Origin of the sequence: Nocardioides zeae, assembly GCF_030818655.1 — a bacterium.
In the GTDB taxonomy this organism is placed as follows: Bacteria; Actinomycetota; Actinomycetes; order Propionibacteriales; family Nocardioidaceae; genus Nocardioides; species Nocardioides zeae_A.
Genome location: NZ_JAUTAN010000001.1, coordinates 620,110 through 646,553, shown reverse-complemented (window position 1 = coordinate 646,553; position 26,444 = coordinate 620,110). Strand labels below are relative to the sequence as shown.

The 26,444-nt window shown below is 73.6% G+C and carries 25 protein-coding genes; 16 read left to right on the top strand and 9 right to left on the bottom strand.

What is annotated here, in order from left to right:
* Window positions 1-81 precede the first annotated feature (81 nt).
* Window positions 82-3,882, top strand: coding sequence for a multifunctional oxoglutarate decarboxylase/oxoglutarate dehydrogenase thiamine pyrophosphate-binding subunit/dihydrolipoyllysine-residue succinyltransferase subunit (locus QE405_RS03025; RefSeq protein ID WP_307198739.1), 3,801 nt, complete (start codon window positions 82-84; stop codon window positions 3,880-3,882).
* A gap of 108 nt (window positions 3,883-3,990) precedes the next feature.
* Window positions 3,991-4,167, top strand: a complete 177-nt coding sequence (locus QE405_RS03020) for a DUF6104 family protein (RefSeq protein ID WP_174267464.1) — start codon at window positions 3,991-3,993, stop codon at window positions 4,165-4,167.
* A 6-nt stretch (window positions 4,168-4,173) separates the two neighbouring features.
* On the opposite strand, the gene QE405_RS03015 is transcribed toward QE405_RS03020, so the two are convergent.
* The 5 genes from QE405_RS03015 to QE405_RS02995 form a co-directional block, all read right to left on the bottom strand.
* Complete coding sequence (locus tag QE405_RS03015) at window positions 4,174-6,558, bottom strand: protein kinase domain-containing protein (RefSeq protein ID WP_307198738.1); 2,385 nt, start codon at window positions 6,556-6,558, stop codon at window positions 4,174-4,176.
* 125 nt (window positions 6,559-6,683) lie between these two features.
* Entirely contained in the window at window positions 6,684-9,029 is a 2,346-nt protein-coding gene (locus tag QE405_RS03010) for a bifunctional serine/threonine-protein kinase/ABC transporter substrate-binding protein (RefSeq protein ID WP_307198737.1), read from the bottom strand.
* Window positions 9,030-9,110: 81 nt separating this feature from the next.
* Window positions 9,111-9,356 carry a hypothetical protein gene (locus tag QE405_RS03005; protein ID WP_307198736.1) on the bottom strand — a complete coding sequence of 82 codons (246 nt, stop codon included), beginning with the start codon at window positions 9,354-9,356 and terminating at the stop codon, window positions 9,111-9,113.
* A 10-nt stretch (window positions 9,357-9,366) separates the two neighbouring features.
* Window positions 9,367-10,566, bottom strand: coding sequence for a fatty acid desaturase family protein (locus tag QE405_RS03000; RefSeq protein WP_307198735.1), 1,200 nt, complete (start codon window positions 10,564-10,566; stop codon window positions 9,367-9,369).
* A 43-nt stretch (window positions 10,567-10,609) separates the two neighbouring features.
* Window positions 10,610-11,704 (bottom strand): ferredoxin reductase, encoded by a 1,095-nt coding sequence (locus QE405_RS02995; RefSeq protein ID WP_307198734.1) that lies wholly within the window; start codon window positions 11,702-11,704, stop codon window positions 10,610-10,612.
* Window positions 11,705-11,879: 175 nt separating this feature from the next.
* Between QE405_RS02995 and QE405_RS02990 the strand changes: the two genes are divergently transcribed.
* Window positions 11,880-12,536: a TetR family transcriptional regulator gene (locus QE405_RS02990; protein WP_307198733.1), complete on the top strand. Its 657-nt coding sequence runs from the start codon at window positions 11,880-11,882 to the stop codon at window positions 12,534-12,536.
* A 64-nt stretch (window positions 12,537-12,600) separates the two neighbouring features.
* On the opposite strand, the gene QE405_RS02985 is transcribed toward QE405_RS02990, so the two are convergent.
* From QE405_RS02985 to QE405_RS02970, 4 genes are all read right to left on the bottom strand, one after another.
* Window positions 12,601-13,311, bottom strand: a complete 711-nt coding sequence (locus tag QE405_RS02985; protein ID WP_307198732.1) for an SDR family oxidoreductase — start codon at window positions 13,309-13,311, stop codon at window positions 12,601-12,603.
* A complete protein-coding gene (locus QE405_RS02980; protein ID WP_307198731.1) occupies window positions 13,308-14,276 on the bottom strand; it encodes a zinc-binding dehydrogenase in 969 nt (322 codons plus the stop codon). Before QE405_RS02980 ends, QE405_RS02985 begins: the two co-directional genes overlap by 4 nt.
* A 230-nt stretch (window positions 14,277-14,506) precedes the next feature.
* Window positions 14,507-15,706 (bottom strand): NAD(P)-dependent malic enzyme, encoded by a 1,200-nt coding sequence (locus QE405_RS02975; RefSeq protein ID WP_307198730.1) that lies wholly within the window; start codon window positions 15,704-15,706, stop codon window positions 14,507-14,509.
* 74 nt (window positions 15,707-15,780) lie between these two features.
* Window positions 15,781-16,149 carry a S24/S26 family peptidase gene (locus QE405_RS02970; protein ID WP_307198729.1) on the bottom strand — a complete coding sequence of 123 codons (369 nt, stop codon included), beginning with the start codon at window positions 16,147-16,149 and terminating at the stop codon, window positions 15,781-15,783.
* 98 nt (window positions 16,150-16,247) lie between these two features.
* On the opposite strand from QE405_RS02970, the gene sodN reads away from it, so the two are divergent.
* From sodN to QE405_RS02905, 13 genes are all read left to right on the top strand, one after another.
* Window positions 16,248-16,643, top strand: a complete 396-nt coding sequence (gene sodN / locus QE405_RS02965) for a superoxide dismutase, Ni (protein ID WP_307198728.1) — start codon at window positions 16,248-16,250, stop codon at window positions 16,641-16,643.
* 119 nt (window positions 16,644-16,762) lie between these two features.
* The gene (locus tag QE405_RS02960; RefSeq protein WP_307198727.1) at window positions 16,763-17,227 is read left to right on the top strand and encodes a DUF5709 domain-containing protein; all 465 of its coding nucleotides are present in this window, start codon (window positions 16,763-16,765) and stop codon (window positions 17,225-17,227) included.
* 8 nt (window positions 17,228-17,235) lie between these two features.
* Window positions 17,236-17,652 (top strand): hypothetical protein, encoded by a 417-nt coding sequence (locus QE405_RS02955; protein ID WP_307198726.1) that lies wholly within the window; start codon window positions 17,236-17,238, stop codon window positions 17,650-17,652.
* A 166-nt stretch (window positions 17,653-17,818) separates the two neighbouring features.
* Window positions 17,819-18,256, top strand: coding sequence for a hypothetical protein (locus tag QE405_RS02950; protein ID WP_307198725.1), 438 nt, complete (start codon window positions 17,819-17,821; stop codon window positions 18,254-18,256).
* A gap of 73 nt (window positions 18,257-18,329) precedes the next feature.
* The gene (locus tag QE405_RS02945; RefSeq protein WP_307198724.1) at window positions 18,330-19,004 is read left to right on the top strand and encodes a TetR family transcriptional regulator; all 675 of its coding nucleotides are present in this window, start codon (window positions 18,330-18,332) and stop codon (window positions 19,002-19,004) included.
* Window positions 19,005-19,048: 44 nt separating this feature from the next.
* Window positions 19,049-19,861 carry a DUF6924 domain-containing protein gene (locus QE405_RS02940; RefSeq protein WP_307198723.1) on the top strand — a complete coding sequence of 271 codons (813 nt, stop codon included), beginning with the start codon at window positions 19,049-19,051 and terminating at the stop codon, window positions 19,859-19,861.
* 64 nt (window positions 19,862-19,925) lie between these two features.
* Window positions 19,926-20,321, top strand: coding sequence for a hypothetical protein (locus tag QE405_RS02935; RefSeq protein ID WP_307198722.1), 396 nt, complete (start codon window positions 19,926-19,928; stop codon window positions 20,319-20,321).
* A 901-nt stretch (window positions 20,322-21,222) separates the two neighbouring features.
* Window positions 21,223-22,470, top strand: a complete 1,248-nt coding sequence (locus QE405_RS02930; RefSeq protein ID WP_307198721.1) for an alkaline phosphatase family protein — start codon at window positions 21,223-21,225, stop codon at window positions 22,468-22,470.
* Entirely contained in the window at window positions 22,467-23,246 is a 780-nt protein-coding gene (locus tag QE405_RS02925) for an MBL fold metallo-hydrolase (RefSeq protein WP_307198720.1), read from the top strand. Before QE405_RS02930 ends, QE405_RS02925 begins: the two co-directional genes overlap by 4 nt.
* The gene (locus tag QE405_RS02920) at window positions 23,243-23,836 is read left to right on the top strand and encodes a DedA family protein (protein ID WP_307198719.1); all 594 of its coding nucleotides are present in this window, start codon (window positions 23,243-23,245) and stop codon (window positions 23,834-23,836) included. The genes QE405_RS02925 and QE405_RS02920 overlap by 4 nt, the downstream gene beginning before the upstream one ends.
* 107 nt (window positions 23,837-23,943) lie before the next feature.
* Window positions 23,944-24,591: a TetR/AcrR family transcriptional regulator gene (locus QE405_RS02915; protein WP_307198718.1), complete on the top strand. Its 648-nt coding sequence runs from the start codon at window positions 23,944-23,946 to the stop codon at window positions 24,589-24,591.
* Window positions 24,592-24,644: 53 nt separating this feature from the next.
* Entirely contained in the window at window positions 24,645-25,595 is a 951-nt protein-coding gene (locus tag QE405_RS02910; protein ID WP_307198717.1) for an ABC transporter ATP-binding protein, read from the top strand.
* On the top strand, window positions 25,595-26,395 hold the full coding sequence (locus tag QE405_RS02905) for an ABC transporter permease (protein WP_307198716.1): 801 nt from the start codon (window positions 25,595-25,597) through the stop codon (window positions 26,393-26,395). Before QE405_RS02910 ends, QE405_RS02905 begins: the two co-directional genes overlap by 1 nt.
* Window positions 26,396-26,444: the final 49 nt, after the last annotated feature.

Genomic DNA, 26,444 nt, shown 5'->3' with positions numbered 1-26,444 from the left:
CTGCAATTGTTGCCGCCAGGGACTAGCCTGGGTGGCCGAAACCCACCCCGTCGCGTACTCCCGGAAGAGGCGAACCTAGCCGTGCCGCAGTCCCCTGGCAGCCCATCCACATCGACCGTCGACTTCGGAGCCAACGAGTGGCTCGTCGACGAGATGCGTGAGCAGTTCGAGCGTGACCCGGACAGCGTGACCCCGGAGTGGAAGGCCTACTTCACGACGGGCGCGACGAACGGCTCGAACGGCAACGGCTCGGCCCCCGCCGCCGCCCCCGCGAAGGCGCCGGCACCCGCCGCCGCGAAGGCTCCGGCCAAGGCCCCTGCGAAGGCTCCGGCGAAGGCCCCCGAGAAGGCCCCCGAGAAGGCCCCCGCCGCGACTGCCGAGAAGGCGCCGGCCGCGGCTCCCGCGAAGGCCCCCGAGAAGGCCGCCCCCACGCCGCAGTCCAACCCCCGCCCCGCGAGCCAGGCCTCCGAGCCGGGCCAGGGCGGCACCAAGCCGGTCGCGAAGGAGAACCCCGTGGCTGCCGCTGCGGCTGCGTCCGACACCCCGACCTACACGGTGCTCCGCGGCGCCCCGGCGCGCACGGTGCAGAACATGGACGCCTCCCTCGAGGTGCCGACGGCGACGTCCGTGCGGGCCGTCCCCGTGAAGCTGCTCTGGGACAACCGCACCGTCATCAACAGCCACCTCGCCCGCGCCCGCGGCGGGAAGGTGTCCTTCACGCACCTCATCGGGTACGCGCTGGTGCAGGCCCTGAAGAGCATGCCGGAGATGAACGTCGGCTACGAGGTCGTCGACGGCAAGCCCAACCTGGTCACGCCCGCCCACATCAACCTCGGGCTCGCGATCGACATCCAGAAGGGCGACCAGCGCCAGCTCCTCGTGCCGTCGATCAAGGCGGCCGAGTCGATGGACTTCGCCGCCTTCTGGACGGCCTACGAGGAGATCGTCCGCAAGGCGCGCGACTCCAAGCTGACGATCGCCGACTTCCAGGGCACGACGATCTCGCTCACCAACCCGGGCGGCATCGGCACCGTCCACTCCGTGCCGCGGCTCATGAAGGGCCAGGGCGCCATCATCGGCGTCGGCGCGATGGAGTACCCGGCGGAGTGGCAGGGCGCCTCCGCAGAGGCCATCGCCCGCAACGGCATCAGCAAGGTCATGACGCTGACGTCGACCTACGACCACCGCGTCATCCAGGGCGCGCAGTCGGGCGAGTTCCTCAAGCGCGTGCACCAGCTGCTGCTCGGCGCCGACGACTTCTACGACGACATCTTCCGGGCGCTGCGGATCCCCTACGAGCCGATCCGCTGGAGCAACGACATCGCGACGTCGCACGACGACGAGATCTCGAAGCAGGCGCGCATCCTCGAGCTGATCCACGCCTACCGCGTGCGCGGCCACCTCATGGCCGACACCGACCCGCTGGAGTACAAGCAGCGCAGCCACCCCGACCTGCGGGTGGAGACCCACGGCCTCACGCTGTGGGACCTCGACCGCGAGTTCGCCACCGGGTCGTTCGGTGGCGAGGGCCGCCGCTTCATGAAGCTGCGGGACATCCTCGGCATCCTGCGCGACAGCTACTGCCGCACGACCGGCATCGAGTACATGCACATCCAGGACCCCGAGCAGCGCCGGTGGATCCAGGAGCGCGTGGAGCAGCCCCACAAGAAGACGCCGCGCGACGAGCAGCTGCGGATCCTGCTGAAGCTCAACCAGGCCGAGGCCTTCGAGACCTTCCTGCAGACGAAGTTCGTCGGCCAGAAGCGCTTCAGCCTCGAGGGCGGCGAGACGACCGTCCCCGTGCTCGACGAGATCTGCGAGGCCGCCGCCGAGGCGTCGCTGGACGAGGTCGCGATCGGCATGGCCCACCGCGGCCGCCTCAACGTGCTCGCCAACATCGTCGGCAAGAAGTACAGCCAGATCTTCCGCGAGTTCGAGGGCAACATCGACCCGCGCACGGTCCAGGGCTCCGGCGACGTCAAGTACCACCTGGGCGCCGAGGGCGAGTTCGTCGCCGACAACGGCGACAAGGTCAAGGTCTCCGTCGCCGCCAACCCCTCGCACCTCGAGGCGGTGGACCCGGTGCTCGAGGGCATCGCGCGGGCCAAGCAGGACGTCCTGGACCGCGGCGACGCGTTCCCGGTGCTCCCGCTGCTGGTGCACGGCGACGCGGCCTTCGCCGGCCAGGGCGTCGTCGCGGAGACGCTCAACCTGTCCCAGCTCCGTGGCTACCGCACGGGCGGCACGATCCACGTGATCGTCAACAACCAGGTCGGCTTCACCACCTCGCCCGGCTCGTCGCGCTCGACGCTCTACGCGACCGACGTCGCCCGCATGGTGCAGGCGCCGATCTTCCACGTGAACGGCGACGACCCGGAGGCGTGCATCCGCGTCGCCCGGCTCGCGTTCGAGTACCGCCAGGCGTTCAACAAGGACGTCGTCATCGACCTCGTCTGCTACCGCCGCCGCGGCCACAACGAGGGCGACGACCCGAGCTTCACGCAGCCGCTCATGTACGACCTCATCGAGCAGAAGCGCTCGGTGCGCAAGCTCTACACCGAGTCCCTCATCGGTCGTGGCGACATCACGATCGAGGAGGCCGAGCAGGTCCTGCGCAACTACCAGGAGCAGCTCGAGCGCGTCTTCACCGAGGTCCGCGAGGCGACGAGCCAGCCGTCCGAGTGGACGACCGTGCCGGACTACCCGGAGAAGCCCGCCGGCGAGACGCAGACCGCGATCTCGCTCGAGGAGATGAAGCGCGTCGCGGACGCCTACACGACGCCACCGGAGGGCTTCACGGTCCACCCGAAGGTGCTGCCGCAGCTGCAGCGTCGCGCTGCGGCGATCGCGAACGGCCCCATCGACTGGGCGACCGGCGAGATCCTCGCCTTCGGCGCCCTGCTCATGGACGGCCGCCCGGTGCGCCTGGCCGGTCAGGACTCGCGCCGCGGCACGTTCGTGCAGCGCTTCGCGACGATGATCGACCGCACCAACGCCGACGAGTGGACGCCGCTGTCCAACCTCACCGAGGACCAGGCGAAGTTCCACGTCTACGACTCGCTGCTCAGCGAGTACGCCGCCCTCGGCTTCGAGTACGGCTACTCCGTCGCGCGTCCCGAGGCGCTGGTGCTGTGGGAGGCGCAGTTCGGCGACTTCGTCAACGGCGCCCAGACCGTCATCGACGAGTTCATCTCCTCCAGCGAGACGAAGTGGCGCCAGCGCTCGGGCGTCGTGCTGCTGCTGCCGCACGGCTACGAGGGCCAGGGCCCCGACCACTCGTCGGCCCGCATCGAGCGCTTCCTGCAGATGTGCGCCGAGAGCGCGTTCGTCGTCGCGCAGCCCTCGACCCCGGCGTCGTACTTCCACCTGCTCCGGCAGCACTCGCTGAGCGAGCGCCACCGGCCCCTCGTGGTCTTCACGCCGAAGTCGATGCTGCGCCGCAAGGAGGCCGCCTCGCAGCCCGACGACTTCACCTCGGGCACGTTCCAGCCGCTCATCGGCGACGCCGAGGCCGACGCCGAGAAGGTGACGACCCTGCTGCTCTGCTCGGGTCGCGTGACGTGGGACCTCGCGGTCGAGCGGACCAAGCGGGACAACGGCTCGTCGTTCGCCATCGCCCGCGTCGAGCAGCTCTACCCGACGCCCGACACGGCCATCGCCGAGGAGATCGCGAAGTACCCGAACCTCGAGCAGGTCCGCTGGGTGCAGGACGAGCCCGAGAACATGGGCCCGTGGCCGCACCTGCAGCTCAACTCGTGGCCCCTCATCGAGAAGTTCACCGTCGAGCCGGTCACGCGCAAGCAGTCGGCGTCGCCGTCGGTCGGCACGGCGAAGCGCCACGCCGAGGAGCAGAAGGAGCTCCTCGCCCGCGCGTTCGCCTGACGCGCTGACGCACGACGGGCCGGTCACCCTGCGGGGTGGCCGGCCCGTCGTCGTACCGGAGCGGTGCGGGGGTCGTCGGCGGGACGGGGCGGAGGGAGAATGGGCGGCATGTACTTCACCGACCGCGGCATCGAGGAGCTGGAGAAGCGACGGGGCGACGAGGAGGTCACGCTGGCCTGGCTCGCCGAGCAGCTGCAGGCCTTCGTCGACACCCACCCGGAGTTCGAGACGGCTGTCGAGCGACTCGCCACGTGGCTGGCGCGGCTGGACGACCCCGAGGACTGACCGGGGTCAGGAGGCGTCGTCGGCCCCGGACTTGGTGCCCACGATCTCGTCGACCGGATCGGTGATGATTTCCCCCGACTCGTCGTAGCCCAGCACGCTGAACCGGCCCGACTCGAGGTCGTTGTCCGCGTCGATGGACGCGTCGACGGCCACCCCGCGGTAGGTCACCTCGTGACCACCCTCGAGCAGCGCTGCGCAGCGCCGGAAGGTGACGCACACCGTGCCGCCCCCGCTGCCGGCGACGGCCCGCAGGTTCTCCGCGATGGTCGCGCCGTCCGTCGCCTCCCCCCGCACCGCCGCGAGCGCCGCGAGCACGACGGCGTCGTAGGTCTCGGCCGCGAGCGTCGAGATCGTCAGGTCGGGCTCGTCGGTGGCCGCGGTCCAGTCACCGAGGCGCTGGACGAACCCGTCGCCGGGGCGCGCGCCGTTGACGAGCGCGGAGACGGTGCCGAAGAACGCGGGATAGCCGTCGACCGCCAGCTGGAAGCTGCCGCCGACGGTGACGACGTTCGCGTCGGTCTTCGCCGGCGCGTAGGCGTCCATGAAGGGCGAGGTGGGCTCGGTGAGGACGACGACGGTCTCGGCCCCGCTCGCGACGACCGCCGCCGCGTCGTCGGAGAAGTCGGCGTCGGTGGTGAGCTCGGTGTCGTCGCAGCCCCACACGCAGGTGGATCCGGCCGCCTCCGCGGCGTCGAGGAGCCGGTCGCGGTCCTCGATCTGGTCGGCTGCGCCCTGCTGCGCGACGAAGGCGATGGTGTCGGCGCTGTTCTCCTGGGCCAACCGCGCGAACGCGTCGTCGTAGGCCGTGGTGTCGCCGATGGTGCGGAAGAAGTACGGCGAGATCCCCGAGAGCTCGCTGTCGGTGGCGCCGACCCCGACGAGCGGCACCTCGGCGTCGCGGAACTCGGGCACGACCGCCTCCGCGACCTCCGACCGCGTCGGGCCGACCACGACCGACATGTCCTGGTCGATCAACGCGGCCGCGCCCTCCTCCCCGGACTCGAGGTCGAGCCGGTCGCCCGCCTCCTCGACGGCCTGGCAGACGGGCTGGCCGAGCACGCCGCCGGCGGCGTTGATGTCGCTGACGGCGAGTCCGAGGCCGGCGGTCGTCGGCCCCCGGTACGTCGAGTCGTCGGACCGCAGCGGCAGCAGGCCGCCGACGCGGAGGGCGTCCGTGGCCGTGCCGGCATCGCCGCACGGCGTGACCGTGTAGTCGGCGTCGACGACCCCGGGCTGGTCGTCGTCGGCGAACGGGACGTCCGCGAGCGGCACCGTGCCGTCGCCGCCCTCCGGGTCGTCGCCGCCGAGCACCAGCACCCCCACGACGGCGCCCGCCACGAGCACGACGCCCGCGAGCCCGGCGGCCAGCAGCCACCGGCCCCGGCCCGTGCCCGACGTGGTCCGGCGCTCTCCGCGGGCCGGCGTGGACGCGGGCCCGGGTTCCGCACGCCGCCGGCCGTGGGTCGGCAGGTCACCGGACGCGACGCGGCCGGCGGGGGCCGGCGCGGACGGTGGGGCCTCGGCGACCGCGCGGCGCCCGGGAGCGGGACCCGGCCCGCCCGTGCCGCGGGACACGCGGTCGAGCATCGGCAGCAGCGCCCGTGCGGAGGCGGGGCGCTGGCCGGGATCCTTGGCCATGAGCTGACGCAGGAGGTCGTTGATGCCCCGCTCCTGCGGCCCGTGCTCGGGCAGCTGCGGCACGGGCGCGTTCATGTGGGCGAGCGCGACCTCCATCTCGCTGGCCGCCTCGTAGGGCGTGCGGCCGGTGAGCATGACCCACAACAGGCACCCCAGCGCGTAGAGGTCGCTGCGCACGGAGGCGGGGACCCCGCGGTGGCGCTCCGGGGCGAGGTAGGCCCAGGTGCCGACGACCCCGCCGGTGCGCGTGTGGCCCGCGTCCTCGGTCTGCGCGATGCCGAAGTCGCAGAGGTAGGCCCGGACGCCGCCCTCGCCCAGGCGGCGCAGCAGCACGTTGGAGGCCTTGATGTCCCGGTGCAGCACCCCCGCCTCGTGGGCGGCCAGGAGCCCGCTCGTCACCTGCCGGAGGAGGTCCAGGGCCATCGCGGGCGGCACGGCGCCGTACTGGCGGAGCCACGCCGCCAGGTCGCCGTCGGGGACGAGCTGCATGGCGAGGAAGAGCGAGGAGTCGCGCTCCCCCGCGTCGTGGATGGTGACGACGAACGGGGACTCGAGGCGGGCGAGGGTGCGTGCCTCGCTGAGGAAGCGGGCGCGGTACTCGGCATCCGACGAGAACTGCTCGGACAGCACCTTGAGGGCGACCTCCCGCTGGAGGTCGCGATGGACCGCGCGGTAGACGACCCCCATGCCACCACGGCCGATGCGCTCGCCGACGTCGTAGCTCCCGAACTCGGCCCCCGGCTGCGGCAGCACGGCTCCCCCCTCGTCTGTCGGATCAGGCGGGCGTCGCGGCCCGGCGGGGGCCCGATACCCCGAGCGAGCCTGTCACGAACCTCGTCCGGTCGCGACGACCGGGTTCCGGTCCCGCCGGGTCGGGTTCAGCGCTGGCGGCCCAGCACCTGGTTCTCGCCGCGCACCGCGTCGCCGTTCTCCTCGAAGCTGATCGTGCTGAACAGCGCCTCGGTCAGGTCGTTGTCCTCGTTGAACGGCCCTCGCACGGCGACACCCCGGTAGACGATCTCCTGGTCGGCCTCCAGCAGGGCCGCGCACCGGCGGAAGGTGGCGCACTGCGTGCCGCCCTCGCTGCCGGAGACGGGCCCCATGTTGTCGGCGATCGTGTCGCCGTCGGTCGCACCGCCGCGGATGGCGGCCAACGCCGCCAGCACCACCGCGTCGTACGACTCCGCGGAGAGGAACGGGGTGGGGACGGTGCCGCCCGAGTCGAGGGCGTACCAGTCGGCGACACGCGCCTGGAAGTCCTCCGAGGACTGCACGGCGGGGAACACGGAGAAGGTCCGCGCGAGGATGTCGGCGGGCACGTCGACGAAGTCGGTGTCGCTGACGGCCGAGAGGTAGACGGGGCCGTCGAAGTCGGTCGCCGCGAGCGCGGTCAGCAGCGCCGAGCCGTCGAGGTAGCCGTTGACGACCACCGCGGTGGCCCCCGACGTCGCGACCTGCTCCGCGATGGCGCTGAAGTCGGTGGTGGTCTCCGGGACGTCCTCCCCGGCGTCCGGGCAGGCGAGGAGGCACGTCATCCCGACCGCCTCCATCGCGGACTCGATCGCGGCGCTCGACCGGAGCGAGAACGGCTCGGCGGCGGTCACGAACGCGACGTCGTCGCCGCTGCCGATCCGGTCGAGCATCGTGCGCACCAGCGCGTCCGCCATGGTGTCCATGTCGCCGATCGTGCGGAACGCGTAGCGCGAGACCCCCGAGCGGTCGTTGACCCACGACGACGGGGAGATGTTGACGACCTCCTCGTCGTCGAGCACCGGCGGCAGCGTATCCGACAGCTCCGACTGGATCGGGCCCACCACCACGTCGGTGTCGACGCCGTCCGCCAGCAGCGACGCGACGGTGTCGTCGTCGCCGCTGTCGACGACGTCCTGGCAGACGTCCTGCCCGAGGACGCCGCCCGCGTCGTTGATGTCGCTGACGGCGAGGCCGAGGCCCCCCAGCACGGGAGGAGCCTGCTGGGCCAGGACGCCGGTCTCCGGCAGCACGCCGGTGATCCGCAGCCCCTCCGTCGAGCCGTCGCACGGCGTCGTCGTGAGCGTCGCACCGTCCACGACGCCGGCGACGGTGTCGTCGGCGAAGGGGATGTCGTCGGTGCCGCCGCCCCCGTCACCACCGCGCGAGAGCAGCGCCCACGCACCCAGGCCGAGGCCCGCGACGAGGACGAGCGCGAGCGCACCGGCGAGCAGGCCACGCCGGCTCCCCGACGGCGCTCCGCCGGCACGGACAGGGCCGCCGTGGCCGCCGGGGGCACCGGGGCCGCCAGGAGCGCCGGGGCGTCCGACACCCCCGGCGGGGAGGACCCCCCGCGATCCGGTCGGCCCGCCGTGGGACGCGGTGCGGGTGCGGTCGCCGCCGGGCAACGGCGCGCCACCGGGGCGGACGGCGGCCGCGACCCGGTCGATCTCGTGCAGCACCTCGCCGGCCGAGGAGATCCGTCGCGCGGGGTCCTTGTCGAGGAGCCGGGCGAGCAGGTGGTTGAGCGCGCGCACCTCGTTCGACCCGCCGGCGAGCTGGGGCACCGGGGCGTTCATGTGCGCCAGGGCCACCTCCATCTCGGTGCTGCCCTGGTAGGGCGTGCGCCCCGTGAGCATCGCCCACAGCAGGCACCCGAGCGCGTAGAGGTCGCTGCTCACGGAGGCGGGGACGCCGCGGTGGCGCTCGGGGGCGAGGTAGGCCCAGGTGCCGACGACGGCACCGGTGCGGGTGTGCGACTCGTCGGCGGTCTGGGCGATGCCGAAGTCGCAGAGGTACGCACGGGTGGCGCCGCCCGGGAGCCGCCGCAGCAGCACGTTCGAGGCCTTGATGTCGCGGTGCAGCACGCCGGCCTCGTGCGCGGTCGCCAGGCCGGTGGTGACCTGGCGCAGCAGGTCGAGCGCCATCACGGGCGGCATCGCACCGAAGCGGCGCGACCAGGACGACAGGTCGCCCTCGGTGACCAGCTGCATCGCCAGGTAGAGCGATCCGTCGTGCTCGCCGGCGTCGTAGATGGCGACGATGTGGTGGGACTCCAGGCGGGCGAGCGTGCGCGCCTCGCTCAGGAACCGCCGACGGTAGTCCTCGTCCCCGGAGAACTGCGGGGCCAGCACCTTCAGGGCCACCTCGCGGTCGAGGTCGCGGTGGACGGCCCGGTAGACGACACCCATGCCGCCGTGACCGATGCTCTCGCCGACCTCGTAGCTACCGACCACGCTCCCGGGCTGCAGCACGGGCACCTCCTCCATGACACCGGGACGACCGACGGCCCCGGCGGGGGTTACCCCGCCGGGGCCGTCGGTAACCGTACGACGTCAGGCGCCCCGGTCCTGCTCGCGGACCGGGTCGAGCTCGGCCGTCGCGCGGCGGGCCGCGTCACGGAGCTCGAACGCCTCGGTGGCGCCCTCGCCCACCGCGCTCGCGACGTCCCGCACGGCGCCGGTCACGATGGCGGCGACGCGGCCCACCGTGGTGGCGGCGATCTCCACCGAGGTCTGCACGACGTCCTTCGCGATCTCGGCCTTGCTGAGGCGGTCGCCTCCCGTGCGCTCGTCGGTCATGGGACGAGTGTCAGGCAGCGTCCGGCACGACGGCAACCGGGGCCGGCTTGCGGCGACCCAGGAGCCGCTGCAGGAGCGGGACGCCCGGCACCTCGGAGACGTCGTCGGGCAGCGCGTAGCGGCAGATCTTCTTGGCGACGCTGAGCAGCTGGCTGTGCAGCGGCCCGGTGTTGTACTGCAGCCCGTAGCGCTCGCAGATCTCCCGCACCTCGTCGGCGATCTCCGGGTAGCGGCGTGCCGGCAAGTCGGGGAACAGGTGGTGCTCGATCTGGTGCGACAGGTTGCCGCTCATCACGTGGAAGAGGGGGCTGCCGGTGATGTTGGCCGAGCCGAGCAGCTGGCGCAGGTACCACTGGCCGCGCGACTCGTCCTCCGACTCCTCCATCGAGAACGAGGCGACCCCCGCCGGGAAGTGCCCGCAAAAGATGATGTTGAAGGCCCAGATGTTGCGCACCAAATTGGCGGTCGCGTTACCCGCGAAGGTGAGCGGGAAGAGCGGGCCGGTGAGCGCCGGGAACAGCACGTAGTCCTTGAGCGCCTGGCGCTTCACCTTGCGCATGATCCCGCGGTGCAGGGCGGCGTTCTCGGAGATCTTCCGCTTGCCGGCGACGATGTTCTCCACCTCGAGGTCGTGGAGCGCGACGCCCCACTCGAAGAACACCATGAGGAGGAACGCGTAGACCGGGTTGCCCAGGTAGTACGGGTGCCACTTCTGGTCGGGGTCCATCCGGAGGACGCCGTACCCGATGTCGCGGTCCTTGCCGACGATGTTGGTGAACGTGTGGTGGATGTAGTTGTGCGAGTACTTCCACTGCTCCGACGGGCACACGTTGTCCCACTCGAACATGCGCGAGTTGAGGCCGGGGTCGCCCATCCAGTCGTACTGGCCGTGCATGACGTTGTGCCCGATCTCCATGTTGTCGATGATCTTGGAGATGCTGAGCGACGCCACGGCGAGCGGCCACGCGGGCGGCAGGTAGAAGAGCGCGCGGCCCGCGACCTCGAAGGCGCGCTGCGCCTTCACGACCTTGCGGATGTACGCCGCGTCCTCCTCCCCCAGGCTGGCGATGATGCGCTGGCGGATGGCGTCCATCTCCTCGCCGAACGCCTCGAGCTGCGTCGGGGTGAGCGGGAGGTTGGGGCTGATCGGCTCCTCGCCCGGCTCGGGGGTCGGAGCGGGACGGAGTGCCTCGGTGGGTGCGGCGGTCATGGGGTGCTCCCTTCGTGGGATGACGACGGGTGGTCGGTGGGGTTCAGAGGTCGACGACGCAGTCGCCGACGGGGGCCGAGACGCAGATGCGGACCTCCTCGTCGGGGAGCGAGGACTCCTCGCCGGTGAGCACGTTGCGCACCGTGCCCTCGCTCTTGCGTGCCGTGCAGGAGAAGCAGATGCCCATGCGGCAGCCGAACTCGGGCGTCAGGCCCGCCGCCTCGGCCTGCTCCAGGATCGAGGCGCCCGAGTTGGGGGCCTGCTCCCCGGACCGGGCGAAGACGACGTCGCCCTCGGCAGTGCCGGCCGTGACGACCGGGGGCTTGAACCGCTCGGTGCGCAGCCGGGGCGAGCCGTCGTAGGCCGTCTCGACCCGCTCCATGAGGCCGGCGGGGCCGCAGACCCACGTGTCGACCTCGCGGAAGTTCGGCACCTCGCGGGCGAGGTCGATCGCACTGAAGAGGGGGTCGCCCGCCGACTCGTGCCGCAGCACGACCCGCACGCCGTTGTCGGCGGCGGCGATCCGGGCGAGCTCGTCGGCGAAGATCTGGTCCTCGGGGCCCCGTGCGTAGTGCAGGAAGGTGACCTTGCGGCCGGCGTGGCCGTCGTACCCGTCCCGCAGCAGCGTGCGCACCATCGACATCGCCGGCGTGATCCCGGACCCGCCGGTGATGAAGAGCAGGTGGTTGTTGGTCGGCGTCGCGGGGCTCTCGTCGAGGCAGAACTCGCCCTGCGCCTGCGAGAGGTGCACGAGGAACCCCGGCTGCGCCTGCTCGACGAGGAACTTCGAGACGAGGCCCTCGCCGTGCGCCCGCACGGTGAGGGTGAAGCGCTCGCCCGGCGCGGACGCGGCCGAGGAGATGGTGAAGCAGCGGGTGGTGCGCCGGGCGCCGGGCACCTCGATGCCGACCTGGACGTACTGACCGGCACGGTGGCCGCGCCAGGTCGACGTCGGCTGCAGGGTGATGGTGGCGACGGGGTGCTCGCCGCTCGTCTCGCGGTGGACGTCGACCACGCGGGCGCGCACCTCGCGGGCCGCCCACATGGGGTTGACGAGCTCGAGGTAGCGGTCGACGCCGTGCGGCGACGCGAGCGCGGCGACGGCACGGGACCGCAGGAGGGCGCTGGTCAGGCTCATGGCGTGGCTCCAGAGGTCGGTGGGGCGTCCACCACTGAGTGAACGCTTGTGCACCGACAAGGATGCCGAGGTCGCCAGCGCCGGGTCAAGGACCGGTGGCCGAGGACACACGTGGCCGGGGCCACGCCCACGGCCGCGCCGCGCCCGGTCACCCGTCCGTGGGACGATGGGCCCCGTGTCCAGCCCCTCCGCGCGCCCCGGCGCCGCCGCCGACGGGCTCAGCCGCGTCGAGCGCAAGGAGCTGACGCGGCAGTCGATCCTGGCCGCCGCGCTCCGCTTGGCCGAGACGGGCGGCCTCTCGGCCGTGTCCCTGCGCCAGGTCGCGAAGGACGTCGGAATCGTGCCGACGGCCTTCTACCGGCACTTCGACTCCATCGAGGAGCTCGGCCTCGCGCTGGTCGACGAGGCCTTCGTCTCCCTGCGGGCGATGCTGCGCGACGTACGCTCGGCGGACCCCACGTTCAAGGACATCATCGACAGCTCGGTGCGGGTGCTGACCGAGCACGTGCGGGCCCAGCGGGGGCACTTCCTGTTCATCGCCCGCGAGCGCTTCGCCGGTCCTGCCGCCGTGCGGGCGGCCATCCGCCACGAGATCGAGCTGTGCGAGCGCGAGCTCGCCACCGACCTGGCCCGCCTCCCCGGGCCCGACGCCTGGGCGAGCGAGGACCTCTACGTGCTGGCCAACCTCATCGTCGGCGCCGTGGTCTCCACCGCGGAGGAGCTGCTCGTCGCCGAGGGGCGGCGCTCGGCCGAGGACGCCGTCGCCGACCGCGCGCGCACCCAGCTGCGCATGATGCTCGTCGGCGCGCTCAACTGGCGCTCGCGTCCCTGAGCCGCCGGGCCGGCCGGGACGGGGCCGGGACGGGGCCGGGACGGGGCCGGGGACGAGCGACCGGTCAGGGACCGGGACGCACCACGACCTCGGCCAGCGTCGCGTCACGCGGCAGGTCGACGCAGCCGATGATCGCGTCCGCCACGGTCCCCGCGGCGATCCACGCCCCGGGGTCGTAGTCGGCGCCCTCCTGGGCGTGCACCTGGGCCTGCATCGGCGTCGCGGTGCGTCCAGGGAAGACGGTGGACACGCGTACACCGTGGGGGCCCTCCTCGCCGCGCAGCGCGTCCGCCACGGCGCGCAGCGCGAACTTCGACGCGGCGTACGCCCCCCACTGCGGGTGCGCCGTGAGGCCCGCGCCCGAGTTGACGAAGACGACGGTCCCCCGGCGCGCCCGGAGGGCCGGCAACAGCGTGCGCGTGAGCAGCGCCGGCGCCGTCACGTTGACGTGGAGCGTGCGCTCCCACACCGCGCGGTCGGTCGTCGCGACCGACCCGAGCTCGACGAAGCCGGCGACGTGCAGGAGCGAGTCCACCCCGTCGAGCACGTCCAGCCCGTCGGGCCGCCAGGCCTCCACGGCGGCGGGGTCCGCGAGGTCCAGCGCGACCACGTCGGCGCCGGGGTAGGTCGCCGCGAGGTCGTCGACCCGCGCCTCGTCGCGGGCGAGCAGCACGAGGTGGTCGCCACGGGCCTGCAGCCGCTCGGCGACGGCAGCACCGATGCCCGAGCCGGCGCCGGTGACGACGTGGGTGCGGCGCGGAGCGCGAGCGGTCATCGGGTCATCACCACCTTGCCGAAGACGTCCCCCTCCGCCAGCGTGGCGAAGGCGTCCCGGGCGTCGACCATGGGGACCACCCGGTCGATGAGGGGCCGCACGCCGGTGGCGTCGAGGAAGGAGATGAGAGAGGCCAGCTCGTCGCGCGTGCCCATCGTGGAGCCGATGACCTGCAGCTGGCGGTAGAAGATGCGGGTGAGCTCGGCGTCGTCGGGCTGCGGGCCCGAGGTCGTGCCCGAGATGACGATCTTGCCCCCGGGGCGCAGCGACCGCACGGAGTGCGACCAGGTCGCCCGCCCCACGGTCTCCATGACGGCGTCCACCTTCACGGGCAGCCGCGTGCCGCTCTCGAACACCTCGTGCGCGCCGATCTCCAGCGCCCGCTCCCGCTTCCGCTCGTCGCGGCTGGTCGCCAGCACCCGGAGGCCGGCCGCGCGGGCAAGCATGATGAGGGCCGTCGCGACCCCGCCGCCGACGCCCTGCACGAGCACCACGTCACCGGGCTTGCACGCGCCCTGCGTGAAGAGCATCCGGTAGGCCGTCAGCCACGCCGCCGGCAGGCACGCCGCCTCCTCGAACGAGAGCGACGGTGGTTTCGGGACCACGTTGCGCCGCGGCACGACCACCGTGTCGGCGAAGGTGCCCTGGTGACGCTCCGACAGCAGCGTGCGGCGCGGGTCGAGCGTCTCGTCGCCCGTCCACGACGGGTCGCACAGGACCGCGTGGACGACGACCTCGTTGCCGTCCTCGTCGTGGCCCGCGGCGTCGCAGCCGAGGATCATCGGCAGGTGCTCCGCCTTCAGGCCCACCCCGCGCAACGACCAGAGGTCGTGGTGGTTGAGGGCGGCCGCCTTGACGGTCACGGTCGTCCAGCCGTCGGGCGCGACGGGGTCGGGGCGCTCCCCCACCACCAGCCCGCTCAGCGGGTCGTCGGTGGAGAACCCCGTGGCGTACACAGCGAACATGGCGCCAACCTAGCCGGGCGGACGAGCGGTCGGTCCAGTGCCCGACCGGGTAGGACCGACCGTCCCCCCGATCGGTCGGGGCCGTCGTGACGGTGGCCTGGACGCGCGTAGTCCCTGACGTTCCGCACGCGACACGCCGCCCTTGGCGAGCGACACGGTGCGAAACGTCAGGGACTACGAGCGTGGGACCAGGCGGTACGGCGCGGGGCGACCCCGCGCCGTACCCGGGGTCAGCGGCGGGCCACGCCGTCCTTGCGGGCCGCCTCGGCGACGGCGGCGGCGACGGCCGGGCCGACGCGGGGGTCGAACGGCGAGGGGATGATGAGGTCCTCGCGCAGGTCGTCGCCGACCAGGCCGGCGAGCGCGTGGGCCGCCGCCAGCTTCATGCCCTCGGTGATCGCGGTGGCGTGGGCGTCGAACGTGCCGCGGAAGATGCCGGGGAACGCGAGCACGTTGTTGATCTGGTTGGGGAAGTCGGAGCGTCCGGTCGCGACGACCCGCGCGTGGCGGTGCGCCACCTCGGGGTGCACCTCGGGGTTGGGGTTCGCGAGCGCGAAGATGATCGCCTCGTCCGCCATCGTGGCGACGACCTCCTCCGGCACCGTGCCGCCCGACACGCCGATGAAGACGTCCGCGCCGGCGAGCGCGTCCTCGAGGCTGCCGCCCCGGACCGTCCGGCCCGCCGTCAGGCCCGCGAGGGTGCGCTTGATGGGCGTCAGGTCGTCGCGGTCCTCCGAGACGATGCCGTTGCGGTCGGTCACGGCCAGGTCGGTGATCCCCGCCTCGAGCAGGATCTTGGTGACGGCGACCCCGGCCGCGCCGGCGCCGGAGATGACGACGCGGGTGCCGGCGTACGTGCGGCCGGTGAGCTCGAGCGCGTTCTCGAGCGCGGCGAGCGCGACGACCGCCGTGCCGTGCTGGTCGTCGTGGAAGACGGGGATGTCGAGGAGCTCCTTGAGCCGGTCCTCGATCTCGAAGCAGCGGGGCGCCGAGATGTCCTCGAGGTTGATGCCGCCGAAGCTCGGCGCGAGCCGCACGACCGTCTCGATGATCTCCTCGGTGTCGGTCGTGGCCAGGCAGATCGGCACGCCGTCGACGCCGCCGAACTCCTTGAACAGCACGGCCTTGCCCTCCATCACGGGCATCGCGGCCGCGGGCCCGATGTCGCCGAGGCCGAGCACCGCCGTGCCGTCGGTGACGACCGCGACCGTGTTGGGCACCCACGTGTAGAGCTGGGTGAGCTCCGGGTCGGCGTGGATGGCCTCGCAGACGCGGGCGACGCCCGGCGTGTAGGCCTTCGACAGCTCCTCGCGGCTGTCGACCGCCGCCGTCGCCGCTACCGCGAGCTTCCCGCCCACGTGGGCGTCGAAGACGGGGTCCCCCTGGAAGGGGTGGTCGGTGATCGGCTGGGGTGCGACGTGTGCGGTCATGGCCTACTTCTCGGTGGGGCTGCTGGGACGGGCGCAGTGTTCCACACCACTCTCGCCCGTCGAGGTGGTTGATCTCACACCCGGCGTGGCCGAGGCCAGAGCCGGGCGCGGACGACCCCGACGACCGCGTCCGCGGCGACGACCCCGCGGTGCCGCGAGTCGACCCCCACCTCCGGGGCGTCGCTCAGCAGCCACCAGCCGGCGGCACCGGTGCGCGTCGAGCGGGCTTCCGTGGCGCGCTTGACGACGACGGTGCCGTCCACGAACCGGGCCACCACCACGTCGCCGGGGCGGACGGCCGCGTCGTACCGGACGAGGAGCCGGTCGCCGGGACGCAGGCCGGGGCGCATGGAGTCGCCCGACACGCGGGCCAGGCCCCAGGGCAGGAGGGAGCGGCGAGCCGCGTGTCCGGAGCCCGGGTCGGACTGCCGCCGTCGTGCCATGCGGAGTAGTGTCGCAACCACGCCGCGGCCCTGCCGCGACCGGACCCGCGGGACCGCCGCCGAGGCGGTCCCTCCACGACCGAGAGGATGCTCCGCTGATGCGTCTGTTCGCTCCCACCGTCGACGTCGAGGCCCACTGCGACCTGCCCTGCGGCGTCTACGACCCCGCCCAGGCCCGCATCGAGGCCGAGTCGATCAAGGCCGTCATCGCCAAGGTCGCCGACTCCGACGACCCCGACTTCCGCACCCGCGCCGTGCTCATCAAGGAGCAGCGCTCCGAGCTCGTCAAGCACCACCTCTGGGTGCTGTGGACGGACTACTTCAAGCCCCCGCACTTCGAGAAGTACCCCCAGCTCCACACCCTCGTGAACGAGGCCACGAAGCTCGCGGGCGCGGCCGGCACCAAGGGCAGCCTCGACGCCGAGGTCGCCGACCAGCTCCTCGCCAAGATCGACGAGATCGCCGAGATCTTCTGGGAGACCAAGAAGGCCTGACGCCTCCCGGCTCCGACGACGCCGTCCGTGCCGCCCCTCGGGGTGGACCGGGCGGCGTCGTTGCATGCGGGGCCGGGCGGGTACCGGACGAGCGGACACCCCCGGACGGAAGGACCAGCATGAGCGAGACCGACGGCGAGACCTACCACGACTACTCGGTGGACGACGAGGACCAGCCGCAGAGCACCGGGGACAGCCTCGTCGACGACGACCGCGGGCTGGTCGAGCCGTTGGACGAGGGCTACTCGCCGCCCGAGAAGTGGTCGGCCGGGCAGCGCTTCGGCAACACCCCGCTCGAGGAGAGCCTCGGCGAGTCGCTCGAGCAGCGCGTCGCGCAGGAGGAGCCCGAGCCCGACCCCTACGCCGAGGCCGAGCGCGAGGCCGCGGAGGGGCGGCTCGACGACCTCGTGAAGGAGCGCGAGGTCGGCGACGAGCGGTCGGGACGACTGGTCGCACCCGACGAGGGCGTCCGCACCGACACCGAGAAGGACCTCGTCGCCGAGGACGTCGGGATCGACGGGGCGGCCGCCGGGGCGGAGGAGGCGGCGGTGCACGTCGTCGACGAGGACGAGCTCCCGAGCTGAGGCCGGACGTGGACTGGACGCTCGCGACCCACCTCCTCTACCTGCTCGTCACCCTCCCGCTGACCTTCCTCGTCGCCCGGTCGCTCGCCCGGCACGGCACGGCGTTCCTCGCCGACGCGTTCGAGCACCGGGAGGGCCTGGCGCGCTCGGTGAACCACCTCCTGCTCCTCGGCTTCGGCCTCGTCAACACCGGCTTCGTGCTCCTCCTGCTGCGGGCCGGTGGCCCGGTGCGGGACGCCACCGGCGCCGTCGAGGTGCTGAGCGTGAAGCTCGGCGTGGTGCTGCTCGTGCTCGGCCTCCTGCACCTGGCCAACGTCGCCGCGCTCGGCGGCACCCGACGCCGTCGGGTCGAGCTCGCCGAGCGCGAGGCCGCCGTGGCCGCCGTGGCCGCCGTGGCCGCCTCGCCGGCCACCCCCTCCGGGTAGCCCTCCGGGTAGTCCCTGACGTTCCGCACCGTGGCGCGCACGTTCCGCGGCGTGTCGGGGCCGGAACGTCAGGGACTACGGCCCGGGACCCCCTCTTTGAACACGTTCAAAACTGCCGCACGATCGAGCCGTCCGCATTTTTGAACACGTTCAAACCGGAGGAACCATGGACTGGACCGTCGCCACCTACGTCGGCTACCTCGCCGTCGCCGTGCCGCTCACGATGTGGGTCGCCCACGTCCTCTCGACCAACGGCACGATCTTCCTGGCCGACGTCTTCGAGGGTCGGCACGACCTCGCCGGGGCCGTGAACCGTCTGCTGGTGGTGGGCTTCTACCTGCTCAACGTCGGCTTCGTGCTGCTCTTCCTCCGCGTCGGCGACCCCGTACCCGACGCGAGCGCGATGCTCGAGAGCCTGAGCGTCAAGCTCGGCGTGGTGCTGCTCGTGCTGGGCGCCGTGCACTTCACCAACGTGCTGGTCTTCAACTCGATCCGCCGCCGGCACCGCTTCGAGCAGGCCACCATGCCGCCCGTCCCGCCCAGCCGCGTCGTGCCCGGCGCGTTCGGGCCCTACCCCGGCGCCCACCCCGCTCCCGGCAGCTGAGGGAACGCGCCGTACCGACAGCCGCCGACGGCGCCGACAGCGTCGACGGGAGGAGGTGACTACCCTGGCGGCTGTGCCGACGCCTGCTCCCCGCTCCGCCAAGGCCGAGGCGACCCGCGCCGCGATCGTCGGGGCGGCGATGCGGCTCTTCCGCGAGGGCGGGTACGACGCGACCACCATGCGCGCGGTCGCCGACGCCGCCGGGGTGTCCCTGGGCAGCGCCTACTACTACTTCGCGTCGAAGGAGCACCTGGTCCAGGGGTTCTACGACCAGCTCTCGGGTGCGCACCACGACCTGGTGGGCGACGTGCTGGCCACCGAGACCGGGTTCGCCGAGCGGCTCACGGGCGTGCTGGAGGGGTGGATCGACCTCGCGGAGCCCTACCGCGACTTCGCCGCCACCTTCTTCCGGAACGCGGCGGACCCGCGCAGCCCCCTCTCGCCCTTCTCCCCCGAGTCGGCGGCCGCGCGTGCGACGTCGGTCGACATCCACCGTCAGGTGCTCGCCGGCTCGGACCTCCGCCTAGCCCCCGCCCTCCGCGAGGAGATGCCGGAGCTGCTGTGGCTGCTCCAGATGGGCGTCGTGCTCTTCTGGGTGTACGACGCGTCCGAGGGCCAGGCGCGCACCCGGGCCCTCGTGCACGGCGTCGTGCCGCTCGTCGACCGACTGTGCCGGCTGACGCGGTTGCCCGTCGTGCGGGGCGTCGCCAACGACGTCGTCGCGCTCGTGCGGTCGCTGCGGGCGTGAGGCGTTCGCGGGACAACGGCGGCCGTCGCGGCCACCATGGTGCCGTGACCCGCCCTCCTGCCCGTGGCCTCGTGGTGGCCGCGCTGCTGCCGGCCGTGCTGGTCCTCGCCGGGTGCGGGGACGTCGGCGGGCCGGGCGACGCCGACCCGGTGCGTGCCGGTGCCGAGTCGGAGACCTCCCTCGAGGGGTGGGTGGGCGACGGCGGCGACGACCTGACGCAGGCGGAGATCGACGAGCTCGTGCGCGAGGCGTGGCAGGAGGGCGGGGACGTCCCGCCCCTCGACGACAGCGACCTCTGCGACCCGCCGGGCCCCGACGGGGCCGAGGAGGTCGAGGACACCGAGGAGCTCGACATGACCCTCCCCATCGGGACACCACTCGACGAGGCCCTCGCCGCCGACGGGACGACCGCAGTGCTGGTCCGCGCCGACCGCACCGACGACGCCGCCTGGACGCGCGTCACGGAGCTGGTGCTCGCCGGCACCGACTTCGGCGACGGCGAGCCGGGTCCGTGCGGCGAGCCGCCCGAGCTCTACCAGCCGGCCATCCTGACCTCCGACGACCCGGCCTGGGCGGGCCTGACTGCCGAGGCCGCGATCGCGGACCTGCCCCCGACCTACGGCTACCTCCTGCTGGCCGACGGACGATCGATGCGCGAGGCCGCCGCCGGCGGAGAGGTCACCGTGCTCTGGGTCGACCTCGGGCCTGCGGCGGAGGGCGAGCCGGACCTCCCCCGCAGCTTCCGCAGCACCGTCGACGTGGTCGCCGAGGTCGAGGCCAACCTCGCCATCGCCAACATGGGCTTCTTCGAGTACGCCGACAGCGCCGACCCGGACGGCGTCTTCCGCGGCTTCTGAGCCGCGGCCGCACCTCACCCGCCCGCCCCGGGAACCGCCGGAGGCCGGCGCGCGTCGTACCTCCATGCGCCCCTCCATCGCCGCCCTCCTGTCCCTCCCGGTCGCCCTGCTGGCCCTCGCGGGATGCGCGAGCGAACCCGACGTCAGCGAGGTGCGGATCGTCTCCACGCCCTGGAACGGGTGGGACCCGGACCACGACCCCACGGCGACGACGTGGACGCTGCTCCCCGCCGAGGGCGAGGAGGCCGACGTCGGCTGCGGGGTGACGCTCACCGTCGTCGACGTCGGCGGCGACCACGCGGTGCTCCGCAGCTCCGAGGACCTGGCACCGACGAACGACACGGGCGGCATCCGCCTCCGCGACACGCAGGACGAGTGGGAGGTCGAGCGGGGCGAGGTCGTCGAGGCGGCCACCGCGACCACGGACGGCGGCTGCCGGTTCGAGCTGTCGGTGGGATGACCCCGCGCTGTCCCACCGAGGGCGCCCTACGCTGACCACGTGCAGCAACGGACCGCGTTCGGGCGACGTGCCGTCCTCGCGGCACGCGGCGTGCGGACGGCGCGACCCCTGGTCTGGCTCGTCGGGGTGCTGCGGTCCTTCGTCCTGTCGTTCGTCGCCATGGCCGTCACGCTGCAGCTCGTGCCGGGCGAGCAGGTGCCCGAGAACGGCAGCGTCACGGTGGCGCTGCTGGTCGGCACCGTGCTCCTCGTCGGCGCCCTGATGCGCCCCCTGCTCACGCGGCTCACGGTGCTCACCGGGGTCGTGGGGCTGCTGCTGTCCGGCTTCCTGGCCCAGGCGCTCATCCTCGCGGTCGCGCTGTCGCTCGTGCCGGCCATCGAGCCGATCGACTTCCTCGACGTCGTGCTCATCGCCTGGGGCCTCGCGGTCGTGGCCGCCCTGCTGGACTGGGTGGTCGACGCCAGCTCGAGCGAGGTCTTCCTCGCCCAGGTCATGGGCAGCTCCGTCCGCACCGCCCGGCGCACCGACGTCAGCGGACCCGGGCTCCTCGTCGTGCAGCTCGACGGCGTGGCCGAGCCCCTGGTGCGCCAGGCCGCGGCGGCGGGGGCGATCCCCTTCCTCAGCAGCCTGCTGCGGTCGGGCAGCCACCGCCTGCGGAGCTGGCACACCGGCGCGCCCTCCACGACACCCGCCGGCCAGGCCGTGCTGCTCCACGGCGTCGACACGGCCATCCCGGCGTTCCGGTGGTTCGACAAGGAGCAGGGACGGATGCTGGTCTGCAGCCGCCCCGCGGACGCGGCCGAGGCGCAGACGGCGCAGCACGGGCCGCGGTCTGCTCGCGGACGACGGCGCCAGCGTCGGCAACCTCTTCTCCGGAGACGCCGCCCTCCCGGCCCTCACGATGGCCCGCGCCCGCCCGCCCGGCTCCGAGCGCGGGGCCGCGGAGTTCGCCGTCACCCGGTCGGGGTTCGTGCGCTCGTTCGTGCTGTTCGTCGGCCAGATGCTGGCCGAGTGGTTCCAGGGTCGACGCCAACGGCGCCGCGGCGTGCTCCCCCGGGTCCACCGCGGGGGCTCCTTCGTCGTGCTGCGCGGCCTCACCACCGTGCTGCTCAAGGACCTCAGCGTCGCCGTCGTCGCCGACCAGATGGCGCGCGGCGCGCCGGTCGTCTACGTCGACCTGCTCGACTACGACGAGCTCGCCCACCACGCGGGGCCGACCCGCCCCGAGGCGATGCGCACCCTCGAGGGCCTCGACCGCGTGCTGCGCTTCCTCCACGACCTCGGCCGCGAGGTGGGGCGTGACTACGAGCTCGTCGTCGTCTCCGACCACGGCCAGACGCAGGGCACCACCTTCCTGCAGCGCACGGGCCGCACCCTCGCCGAGGCGGTCAGCGACCTCACGTCCGGCGCCGTCGACGGCGCCGCCGGGTCGGCCGAGACCGTCGGACCCGCCCACCTGCTCCACTCCACGGGCACCCGCGCGCCCGGGCTGCTGCGCCCGACCCTGAGCCGGATCGTGGCCGACCGGTCCGAGCACGTCGACCCGGCGGCCATCGCGGGCGACACCGCGACCGGCCTCCCCGCGGCCGCCCGGACCAGCGTCCGGGTCGCCGCGTCCGGCAGCCTCGCCCACCTCTACCTGCCCGAGCACCCCGGCCGGCTCGCCCGCGAGGACGTCGAGCGCCTGCTGCCGACCCTGCTCCCGGGCCTCCGGTCCCTCGACGGCGTCGGGCTCGTCCTGACCCGCCGCACGGACGGCGTCCTCGTCGTCGAGGGTGCGACCGGCTGGCGCGCCCTCGGCCCCCACGAGGTGGTCGACGGTGACGGCGAGGACCCGCTCGCGCCGTACGGGTCCCTCGCCGCCGACGACCTGCGCCACCTCGACCGCTGCGACCACGTCGGCGACGTCGTGGTGCTGGGCGCCTACGACCCCGTGCTCGGCGAGGTGACGGCGTTCGAGGAGCTGGTGGGCTCGCACGGCGGCCTCGGCGGGTGGCAGACCGAGGCGCTCCTCGTCCACCCCGACGGTTGGGCCGTGCCCGACCGGCTGCTGCGCGGCATCGACGTGCACCACCTCCTCGTGGACCGGCTCGTGCAGCACGGGCTCCGCGCCGCCGACCCGGTGCCCGCCGCGGAACCCGTCGCATGACCCACCTCGCCGTCACGTGGTGGGGCCACGCGAGCACGACCGTCGAGCTGGGTGGAGCCCGCGTGGCGACCGACCCCCTGCTGGGCCGGCGCCTGCTCCACCTGCGCCGTGCGTCCCCCACCCCGCCGCCGGCCGCTGCCGTCGCCGACCTCGTGCTCGTCTCCCACCTCCACCACGACCACCTGCACGTACCGTCGCTGCGACGCTTCGGTGCGCACGTCCCCGTCGTCGTGCCCCGCGGCGCGCCGCGAGCGGTGCCCGCGCTGCGGCGGCTGTCCTGCATCGAGGCCCTCCCCGGCGACTCGCTCGACGTGGCGGGTGTGCGCGTCGAGGTGCTGCGCGCCGAGCACGACGGCCACCGCGACGTGCGCCGGGGGCGCCTGCCCGGCGGCCACGCGGCCCCGGCGCTGGGCTTCCGCTTCGAGCACGACGGACGGTCGTGCTGGTACCCCGGCGACACCGGGCCGCAGCCCGGCCTCGCGGCCGTGGCCCCGGTCGACCTGGCCCTCGTGCCCATCGGCGGCTGGGGACCGAGCCTCGGCGAGCACCACCTCGACCCCGCCCAGGCAGCGGCAGCCGTCGCTGCCGTGGGAGCGGGGATCGTCGTCCCCGTGCACTACGGGACCTTCTGGCCCGTGGGCCTGCGCCGGCTGCACCCGCGCAGCCACCGCGAGCTGTTCGTGGACCCGCCCGCCCGCTTCCGCGCCGCGGCCCGGGAGGCGGGGCTCGGGGCCGAGGTCGTCGTGCCGGCTCCCGGCGAACGGGTCGAGCGATGACCGACCTGGGGATCGGCGGCCTGCTCGGCCTCTACGCGCTCGTCAGCCTCGGGGCGGTGGTGCCCGTCGTGCCCACCGGGGCCCTGGTGAGCGCGGCGGCCGTGCTCGCGGCCGTGGAGCGACCCTGGGAGATCGTGCTCGTCGTCGCGGTCGGCGCCGCGGGCGCCTACACCGGAGACCTCGTCACCTACGTCGTCCTCCGACGGGCCGGCACTCCGCTGGCCCAGCGGGTCGGCTGGTTGCACGCCGAGGACCCGGACGGAGCGCTCCGCCGCCTGCGCACCCGTCTCGAGCGCAACGAGGTGCGCTCGTTGCTGCTGTCCCGCCTCGTCCCCGGGGGCCGCATCCCGGTGCTGCTGGTCGCCGCCCTGGGCGGGTACCCGACCGCGCGGTTCGCCTCCGCCGACGTCGCGGCCGCCGCCCTGTGGTCGGTGGCGTACGCCGCCATCGGCGTGCTCGGCAACTGGCTCGTGCCCGACCCGACCGTGGCGTTGGCGCTCGTCGTCCTCGTCGTGCTGGCCGTGGGGGTGCTGCCCGGGCTGCTGCGCCGCCGGCGGCAGCGCTCCCCGGCGGCCCGGACGCACGGGTGACCAGCGGCTCGAGCGTGGTGAAGCCCGCCCGGAGTGGGTACCGCAGGAGTAGCGTGCCCCTGCGGCACAGCTGTGCCGCCCCGCACCAGCCGATCCGAGGTCCCGCGGTGAACGAACCCGAACGCCCGCGCCGGCGCTACGTGTCGCCGCTCCGCGCCGCCGCCCTCGAGGCGACCCACGGCCGCATCATCGCCAGTGCACGCGAGCTGTTCGCGACGCTCGGCTACCAGGCCACGACGCTCGCCGCGATCGCGGAGGCGGCCGGGGTCTCCGTGCCGCGCGTGAACCTCTCCGGCTCGAAGGCACACCTGCTCGTCGAGGCCTACCAGCGCACCATCAGCGACCAGGCGGACGTGCGACCGATCACCGACGAGCCCACCATCCAGCGGATCATGGCCCTCCCGACGGAGGAGGCGCTGACGACGTACGTCGCGTGGCTGGCCGACCACCACGCGCAGTCCGTCCGGCTCTGGTTCGCGCTGCGGGACGCCTCGAGCCTCGACCCCGAGGCGGCCGCCCTGTTCGAGACCATCTCCGCCCGCGACGACGACGCGTGCGCCGCGGGAGTGACCTGGGCGGCCGAGCGGGGGCTGCTCACCGGCGACGTACCGGCGGCGGACCGGGCGTGCACGTGGAGCGTCCTGGCGTCCGCGGAGGTCTACCACCGCTACGTCGAGCGCCACGGCTGGACGCCGGAGCAGTACGGCGCGTGGGTGCGCCAGGCGCTCGACCGCCTGGTCTTCGACCTGGCCTGAGGGCCTGCGAGGGTGGACCCCGGCACACCACCCGGGGGAAGGAGCCACCGACGATGACGTCGACCACCCGCACCACCCGCACCGCCAGCACCACCCTGTCGGCACCGACCATCGAGGTCGAGGGCCTGACCAAGGTCTACGGCGGCCTGCCCGCCGTCGACGGCCTCACCTTCACCGTGCGGCCCGGAGCGGTCACCGGCTTCCTCGGCCCCAACGGTGCCGGGAAGACCACCACGATCCGGATGCTGCTCGGGCTCGCCACGCCCACGGCGGGACGGGCCCTCATCGGTGGCCGCAGCTACCGCGACCACCGGCTGCCCGCCACGGTGGTGGGCAGCTCCCTGGAACCGGGCTTCCACCCGGGCCGCAGCGGCATCGACCACCTGCGCTCGTTCGCGGCGCCCAGCGGCGTCGGTCTCGCGCGCTGCCGGGAGCTGATCGCGCTCGTGGGCCTCGAGGGTGCCGAGCACCGGCGGGTCGGCGGCTACTCGATGGGCATGCGGCAACGCCTCGGGCTGGCGACCGCCCTCCTCGGCGACCCGCCCGTCCTCGTCCTCGACGAGCCGGCCAACGGTCTCGACCCCCAGGGCATCGTGTGGCTGCGCCACCTGCTCCGCCGGTTCGCAGCCGAGGGCCGCACCGTCCTCGTCTCGAGCCACGCGCTGCGGGAGGTGCAGCACACCGTGGACGACGTCGTCGTCGTGGCCCGGGGCCGCCTCGTGCACGCGTCCTCGCTGGCCGCCCTGGCCGACCGGGCCGCGGTCGCGACGTACGTCTCCTCCCCCGACGACGCCGCCCTCGGGCGGCTCGCCGCGCAGCACGGGTGGCGGGTGGAGCCGCAGGGGTCCGGGCTGCTGGTGCAGGACGTCGCGGCCGCGCTCGTCGGGGACGCCGCCTTCGCGGCCGGCGTGCCGCTGCACCGGCTCGAGCCGCGGGACGTCGACCTGGAGGACGTCTTCCTCCGCCTGACGTCACCGACCGCGTCTCCGGTGGGAGGCCGCTGATGGTCGCCGCGATCCGCTCGGAGCTCACCAAGCTGACGAGCACCCGGATGTGGTGGGTGCTGGCGCTGGCGATGTGCGGCTACCTCGCCTTCATCGGGGCCGTCATGGCGTTCGCCCTCACCGTCGCGGCGGGCGACGCGACGGGCGCGCTCGCTCCCGTCGAGGGCGAGGCGGCGGCGACGACCGTCTACGGGCTCGTCAACGCCGTCGGCTACGCGTTCCCGCTCCTCGCCGGCAGCCTGCTCGTGACGAGCGAGTTCCGCCACGGCACCATCACCCAGACGTTGCTGGTCGAGCCGCGCCGCACGGTCGTGCTCGTGGCGAAGCTGGCGGTCAGCGTGCCGCTGGGACTCGTCTACGGCGTGGCCGGCGCTGCCGGCATCGTCGGCGCGGCCGCCCCGGTGCTGGCCTGGCGGGGCGACGGCGCCCACCTCGGCAGCGGGGAGGTCTGGCGCGTGATCGCGCTGACGGTCGTCGTGACCGTGCTCTGGACCGTCATCGGCACCGGCTTCGGCGCCGTGCTCACCCAGCAGGTCGCGGCGATCGTCGTCATCCTCGTCTTCACCCAGTTCGTCGAGCCCGTCGCGCGGGTGGCGCTCGGCGCGATCGACGGCCTCGACCGGGTGGCGATGTTCCTGCCCGGTGCTGCGGCCGACGGTCTCATCGGCTCCGCCTTCTTCGCGGAGATGGGCGAGGGCGAGCTCCTGCCCCGGTGGGCCGCGGGCCTCGTGCTGCTGGCGTACGCCGCGGGTCTCGCCCTCGTGGGGCGGCTCACCACCCTGCGACGCGACCTCGGTTGACCACCCCTCGGCCCGCGGAACAGATCCACGGGCGCAGACATTAGATTCG